Below are 7,355 nucleotides of genomic sequence, written 5' to 3' on the forward strand. Positions count from 1 at the left end.
AAGTCATCGATTTTATCGGTGTCTTTTTTGCTTTTATATATGTAAAATTGACTTATGTTAATTTATAAGGAGATGGGTCTGGTGAAGAAGCTATTCAACAATGGAAAAATATATACTATGAATCATTCTGAAGATACATATGTAGGTGTTATCGTTAATGATGGAACAATAGAAAGATTATTAACACAAGATGATCTAAATGAAATCAATATAAAAGATTTTGAAGTAATAGATTTAAATGAGGGTACGATGTTCCCTGGTTTTGTAGAAACCCATATCCATGTGCTGGGGACAGGTGTATGGCTTTCATCTGTTATCCTAAACGGTGAAACAAATATAGAAGTCGTTAAAGATAAGATTAAGCAAAAAGCTGAACAGCTTGAACCTGGTGAATGGTTAGTTGCTGAAGGATATGATGAAAATTTATTACATGGCATTAGACTAGATAAGAACGATTTAGATGAGTTGTGTAAAGATAATCCAGTTATCATTAAACGAGTTTGCAGACATGCAGCAATCGTCAATACGAAAGCTTTAAAAAAATTAGATGTCAAAGATGATGTAGACAATCCTGTTGGTGGATCATATGAAAAACAAGATGGTGAGTTAACTGGCTGGATTTATGATACAGCTATGGAACCTTTTGAAGAATTAGCTTCTAACGAAGATGAACAATCGCTAACTAAACATTTACAAAATGCTATAGATTATTTATATCAATTTGGCATAACGGGATCTCATACTGAAGATTTAGGATATTACGAAGATTATAAAGATGTCTTGAACGCTTATAAAACAGTGGTTGGTGGAGAAGATCATCAAAGACCATTTAGAGTACGTTTGTTGCGTCACTTTAGTGTTTATGAACAAATGATGGATGAACAAGCTACTTTCGTTGATGGTTGGTTAGAACCAGATGCTATGAAATTCTATGCAGATGGTGCTTTTGGTGGTAGCACAGCTTTATTGAAAGAACCTTATTCGAACGACCCAGCTGGTGAAAATTATGGTTTATCCATATATACTCAAGAAGAATTGAATGAAAAAGTTCAACTAGCTAGAAAATATAATGGGGCAATAGCTGTTCATATGATAGGCGATAAAGCTTGCGAGATGGTATTAGATGCTATTGAAAAATATCCAGCACCAAAAGAGTTAAGAGATAGATTGATTCATATTAGTACTTTGAATGAAGAATTACTAAAACGTGTTTCTAAATTACCCGTAATATGTGATGTGCAACCTCAGTTTATTACGAGTGATTTCCCATGGGTGCAAGATAAAGTTGGAGATCAAAGAGCGAGATATTTATATCCATTTAAATCAATGTTAGATTTGAACATTATTATAGGTGGTGGGTCTGATGCACCTATAGAAACGCCTAATCCGATGTTAGGTGTTCATGCAGCTGTAAATAGACAATCTTATGGAGAAAACGGTGCATATTTCATTGAAGAAGCAATATCTATATTTGATGCAATGAGTTTATATACGACGCAAGCAAGTGAAATTGCACAAACAACTGATAGAACAGGAAAAATAAAACCTGGATACGAAGCGGATTTTACAGTATTAGATAAAGATCCATTTGAGACTGACCCAAAAGAGTTAGCGAATATACAAGCAATTAAAACGATAGTTAACGGAAAAATTGTTTACGAAAGAGAGTAAATTATGAGTAAGAATAAAGGAATTGTACTAGCATTAGTACTCATTATGTTTATGAGTGCAATTGAAACATCTATAGTGTCATTGGCAACGCCAACGATGCAAAGAGATTTTAATATTGAAACAGAAGTGGCATTAATTTTTACAGTATATTTAATCGCAGTCGTATTTATGACACCAATTGTTGGTGAATTAGTTAAGCGTATAAATATTAAATTTGTAGTTCTACTTGGAATATCAGTTTTTATAATTGGTAGTGTATTTTGTGGATTAAGTGAAATGACAAATAGTTTTCCATTGCTTGTCATTTCAAGAATTGTTCAAGGACTTGGTGCAGGCGTGATGATGACTTTAGGACAAGTTGTACCAAAGTTAGCATTTCCAATACCACAAAGATATAAAGTAATGGGCATAGTTGGAAGTGTTTGGGGAATATCAAGTATTGTAGGTCCACTACTAGGTGGTGCAATATTAGAATATTTAAACTGGAGCTTTTTATTTTATATAAATGTACCTATAGCTTTAATATCTATCTGGCTCGTTATTAAATACTTTAATTTTGAACAAGAAAAAGTAGAAAAAACGAAATTAGACTATAAGGGATTACTTATATTTTATGGTGTAGTAGCAAGTTTCTTATTAATAGTAGCTGAACATATACCTCTTATAGTAAGAGGGATTTGTTTCGTAATATTAATAGCACTCGCTTTTACTTTATATAAAATAGAAACAAGTATTAAAAATCCATTTGTTCCAATTGAAGCATTTAATAGGAAAATTATTTTAGTTCTATTTACCGACTTATTATATTCAACAATGTTAATGGGATATACTATTTTTATGCCAATATATTTACAGAATGAACAAGGTTTTTCTCCGCTACAAAGTGGTTTAACGATATTTCCAATGTCTGTCGGTTGGCTGTTTATTACATTTATATTAGGTAGACTAGATAAAATAAAATTAAAGTTTATTTATTTGTTGGCTTTCTTAGCAATGTTTGTTGGTAGTTTCGCAATTATAACTGGAGTAGAATGGATTGTAATTATTCCATTCGCTGTGTTTGTGATGGGTGTATCTTTTGGAACTGTATATACAAAAGATGTAGTAGTAGTTCAGGAAGAAGCACCAAGTCATCAGTTAGGATCAATGATGTCGATTTACACATTGTTCAAAACAATTGGAAGTACAACTGGATCATTAATAGTAGCTTCCATATATGTGCTAGATGTTCCATTCTTAACTTACGGTGTGCAAAATATTATGCTTTATATTATACTCGTCGCAGTAACATTAACGATTGCATGGTCCCTCATTTTTAAAGAAGCAAATAGGGATAGCATTTAACGAAGAATACAAAAGGGAGTAACAATGTATGAAAAGAAAAAACAAACGCTTTGATTTATTTCAATTATTGACGTTATTGATTATTATAAGTATCTTCACATTGTCTGGTGCAATTTTCATTGTGTTACTTTCTTTTGGTATGTTTGGCTTAAGTAGAATATTAATTTATTATGGTTTGGCAGAATTCAATTATAATAAAAGTGTGATAGATAACTTGTTTTATTATGGTAGTTATATTTTATTTGGTTACTTCACATTAGTTGCCATTGAATTTTTATTAGACAGATTCAAAAATAAATTGAATGATAATCCATACTTTAAAGGCATGACCTTCCATTTATTAACCATTACTGTTAGTACAATTATGTTTTATTTCACAGTGCATATTTATTATTCACAAATAAAAATTGAATTCTGGGTAATTTTAATTATTATTACGATTCTATATATATGTACTGAAATCTTTTATCCAGATAGTAAAAATTTAAATAGATGAAACATTTATTTTGATTTCCGAAATAAAATAGTGCATAATAGCAAAGGTATATTTTAGAAGGAGTTGAAACCATGAATGTTCAGGATATTTCAAAAGGTAAAAGAAATTTAGTCGTAGCTGTGATGTTAGTAAGTGCCTTTGTGGCAATTTTAAATCAAACTTTATTAAATACAGCGATACCTGAAATCATGGTACATTTAAATATTGATGCTAACCAAGGACAATGGTTAATGACGGGATTTATGTTAGTTAATGGTGTTATGATACCAGCGACTGCATTTCTAATGGATAAATTTAATACAAGACCACTTTATTTAATGGCGATGTTATCATTCACAATAGGTACACTGGTAGCAGCACTTTCGCCTAATTTTAGTATATTAATGTTAGCGAGGGTACTTCAAGCAATGGGTGCGGGAGTTATGATGCCCCTTATGCAATTTGTACTCTTTAATTTATTCCCTAAAGAAAAACGTGGCTTTGCGATGGGTATGGCAGGTTTAGTTATTTCATTTGCACCTGCATTAGGACCAACTTTATCAGGATACTTAGTGGATAATTTTAGTTGGAGAAGTCCGTTCTACTCAATTATTCCATTTTCAGTAATAGCATTAGCTTTTGGTGCGAAATACTTAACAAATATTTCTAAGCCAAAAGATGTACATTTAGATGTACCATCTTTAATTTTATCAACAGTAGGATTTGGGTCATTACTGTATGGGTTCAGTAGTGCAGGATCATTAGGATTTACTTCAGCTACTGTTATCATTACATTGATCATTGGTGTAGTTACATTAATAGTATTTATATTCAGACAGTTAAAACTAGAAACACCATTATTGAATATAAGAGTGTTTAAATATAAAACATTTGCACTAACGACAGTTATAGGTGTATTTTCAATGGTATCTTTAATTGGACCATCATTGTTGATGCCAATGTATATGCAAGATGCTAGAGGATATACAGCACTCATATCAGGCCTGTTATTATTACCAGGTGCAATTGTAACGGGAATCATGTCTCTTGTAACAGGTCGTTTATTTGATAAATATGGTGCGAAATGGCTCGCTATTACAGGTTTCTCAATTATCAGTGTCACGACGTTGATGCTTGCATTCTTGAGTACCGATACGTCATTAGCATATTTGATTATCGTTTATACAGTAAGAATGTTTGGTGTTTCTATGATTATGATGCCAGTTAACACAGCTGGTTTAAATGCGATACCAAACGAAGTATTATCACACGGAACAGCAATGATGAATACTTTAAGAACAATTGCTGGTTCAATTGGTACGGGAATTTTAGTAACAATCATGTCAATTGGTGCTAAAAACTTTAATCCATCAAAAGAACAATTAGAGGTAGCAAGTTCTGGTAATAAAGCAGAAATATTACAATCTCAAGCAATGATACATGGTATTAATATTGCGTTCTTAGTATTAACAGTTATCGTATTCTTTGGAGTTGTACTTTCAATATTTCTTAAAACAGAGAAAATTAATCGAAACACTAGAATACCTAACCACTCAAAATAAGATTTTAAACAGGTTGAGACAAATTAATGTCTCAGCCTGTTTTTTGAACATTAAACTACCTATTTGTATAATTTTTTTGTTACACTAATTATAAAGATGAATAGATAAATATTTTAGAAGGGGAGTCGTAGCTTTGTTATCTGTAGAACAGGTTAAAGAACTTGTGGGAGCATTACATGATCCAATTGTGGATGTACCATTAAAAGAAACAGGCGGTATTATTGAGGTAAGCATTAAAGAAGAGAAAGAACATGTAAGTGTGAAGGTTGCTATTGCTAAGTTAGGTGGACAGCCTCAATTAGATTTACAAATGGAAATTGTTGATTTATTAAAAGAAAATGGTGCTAAAACAGTTGGAATAAGATTTGATGAATTGTCTGCAGAAGCACTAGAAAAATTTAAAGCAGTAATGGAAGAACAAACAATTGAAGGATTGTTATCTAAAGATAATCCTGTAGAATTTATAGCTGTAGCTTCAGGTAAAGGTGGCGTCGGCAAATCAACAGTAGCGGTCAATTTAGCAGTGTCGCTTGCAAGACAAGGGAAAAAAGTTGGACTTGTTGATGCTGATATTTATGGTTTTAGTGTTCCAGATATGATGGGTATTCAAGAAAAACCTGAAGTAGAAGGAGAACAAATCATACCTGTTGAACGTGAAGGTGTTAAAGTTATTTCTATGGCTTTCTTTGTGGAAGAAAATGCGCCAGTTATTTGGAGAGGACCTATGCTCGGTAAAATGATTACTAGTTTCTTTACCGAAGTTAAATGGGGAGAGTTAGACTATTTAATACTCGATTTACCTCCAGGCACTGGTGATGTAGCTTTAGATGTACATACAATGTTGCCTTCAAGTAAAGAAATTATTGTTACAACGCCTCATCCAACTGCTGCATTCGTAGCAGCGAGAGCGGGCGCGATGGCTAAACATACTGAGCACTCAATTATTGGTGTCATTGAAAACATGTCTTATTTCCAAAGTAAAGAAACTGGAAATAAAGAGTATGTATTTGGCAAAGGTGGAGGCGCGAAGTTAGCAGAAGAACTTCAAACAACATTATTAGGAGAACTTCCTTTAAGTCAGCCAGAATGGGATGAAAATAATTTCTCACCATCTATATATAAAGAAAATGAAGATCTAGGTAAGGTTTATAGTCAAATTGCTAAAAATATAATTAATATAACAATGGAAGAGTAGTGCGGAGGTAAGCAAGTGACCTTAAAATATTTAATTCAATTTTATAGAAATACACTGCTTATTGGTGTTGTCGTTACATATTTATCATCTTTAATTTTTGGTTATGATAAAGTAACGAAGTATTTATTTGCAGGAGATATTGGAAACTTTATAGCGGCATCAGTATGGTTTATAGTAGTAGGTCTACTAGTTGCCACAATAAGTCAGTTAGCATATTTTATCTATTTGTTTATAAATCAGTTAGGTATCGGAATCTTTGGGAAGATTTGGCCACATGTACAAATCGTTGTCACGATATTTGCTATATTCGATCTAGTCTATTTTAGATTTTTGAGATTTGGTGGCACTGATCAAATACTTTCATTTATTTGGCTACCTATAGTCGTTATTGTTTTTGCAACCATCACAAGCAATCTTAAAAATAAGCAATCTAAAAAGAATTTATGGATACCATCTATGTTCTTTATGATAGTTATGACTACTGTAGAACTTATTCCGTTTTTAAGAGTAGAAGATACAAGCTGGATTTATTTAACAATATTTGGTTTATTATTATGTAATGTTTATCAGCTTATTACATTGCCAAAATTTAATGCATTGTCTCTCGAAGAAAGAAAAGCGAAGAAAGCAAATCGTGAAAATAGCATTAAAAGCAAGTGATAAATGAACAAAAACACAAGATTAAAGGTTTATTACACCTTAATCTTGTGTTTTTTAATTTTTTGTAAAAAAATCGATATATATTATTGACTTTTATAAGACCACTTGATATTATATAAAGGTCGCTGAAAACGACAGCACAACAACAAAAAAGAAATTTAAAGTTTTTGTTAAAAGTGTAAAATTAACTCTTGTTAATACGCATTAAATGTTATATATTTATAAACGTGTTAAAAATTAGTTAAGAAACAAGTTGAAAACAATCGTTGTTTTTAGTACAATATTGTTTAGATATTTAACAAATGAACATTGAAAACTGAATGACAATATGTCAACGTTAATTCCAATAATTGAGTACTTATAGTACTTCAAAGAGTGATTGGCTTAACCAATCAAAAATGAGCTAATCAAGCTTACTTCTATTATGGAGAGTTTGATCCTGGCTCAG

At 31.7% G+C, this 7,355-nt stretch carries 6 protein-coding genes; all 6 read left to right on the forward strand.

Annotated features, from left to right (window positions below; all coding sequences use genetic code 11):
• Positions 1-72 precede the first annotated feature (72 nt).
• The 6 genes from LQ668_RS07790 (at position 73) to LQ668_RS07815 (ending at position 6,907) form a co-directional block, all read left to right on the forward strand.
• On the forward strand, positions 73-1,671 hold the full coding sequence (locus LQ668_RS07790; RefSeq protein ID WP_238418538.1) for an amidohydrolase: 1,599 nt from the start codon (positions 73-75) through the stop codon (positions 1,669-1,671).
• A gap of 3 nt (positions 1,672-1,674) precedes the next feature.
• On the forward strand, positions 1,675-3,015 hold the full coding sequence (gene sdrM / locus LQ668_RS07795; RefSeq protein ID WP_115337134.1) for a multidrug efflux MFS transporter SdrM: 1,341 nt from the start codon (positions 1,675-1,677) through the stop codon (positions 3,013-3,015).
• 28 nt (positions 3,016-3,043) lie between these two features.
• The gene (locus LQ668_RS07800; RefSeq protein WP_107509927.1) at positions 3,044-3,511 is read left to right on the forward strand and encodes a SepA family multidrug efflux transporter; all 468 of its coding nucleotides are present in this window, start codon (positions 3,044-3,046) and stop codon (positions 3,509-3,511) included.
• Positions 3,512-3,582: 71 nt separating this feature from the next.
• Complete coding sequence (locus LQ668_RS07805; protein ID WP_078358119.1) at positions 3,583-5,052, forward strand: MDR family MFS transporter; 1,470 nt, start codon at positions 3,583-3,585, stop codon at positions 5,050-5,052.
• A gap of 133 nt (positions 5,053-5,185) precedes the next feature.
• Positions 5,186-6,247, forward strand: coding sequence for an Mrp/NBP35 family ATP-binding protein (locus LQ668_RS07810; RefSeq protein WP_203153809.1), 1,062 nt, complete (start codon positions 5,186-5,188; stop codon positions 6,245-6,247).
• A gap of 15 nt (positions 6,248-6,262) precedes the next feature.
• Positions 6,263-6,907: a KinB-signaling pathway activation protein gene (locus LQ668_RS07815; protein WP_078358121.1), complete on the forward strand. Its 645-nt coding sequence runs from the start codon at positions 6,263-6,265 to the stop codon at positions 6,905-6,907.
• Positions 6,908-7,355 lie beyond the last annotated feature (448 nt).

This window comes from Mammaliicoccus sp. K-M42, from assembly GCF_022386375.1.
Classification (GTDB): Bacteria; Bacillota; Bacilli; order Staphylococcales; family Staphylococcaceae; genus Mammaliicoccus; species Mammaliicoccus fleurettii.

Bases quoted from the DNA above. Each gene is read 5' to 3' on its own strand.
- LQ668_RS07800 (WP_107509927.1), top strand. From the start codon at position 3,044: ATGAAAAGAAAAAACAAACGCTTTGATTTATTTCAATTATTGACGTTA.
- LQ668_RS07805 (WP_078358119.1), top strand. From the start codon at position 3,583: ATGAATGTTCAGGATATTTCAAAAGGTAAAAGAAATTTAGTCGTAGCT.
- LQ668_RS07790 (WP_238418538.1), top strand. From the start codon at position 73: ATGGGTCTGGTGAAGAAGCTATTCAACAATGGAAAAATATATACTATG.
- sdrM (WP_115337134.1), top strand. From the start codon at position 1,675: ATGAGTAAGAATAAAGGAATTGTACTAGCATTAGTACTCATTATGTTT.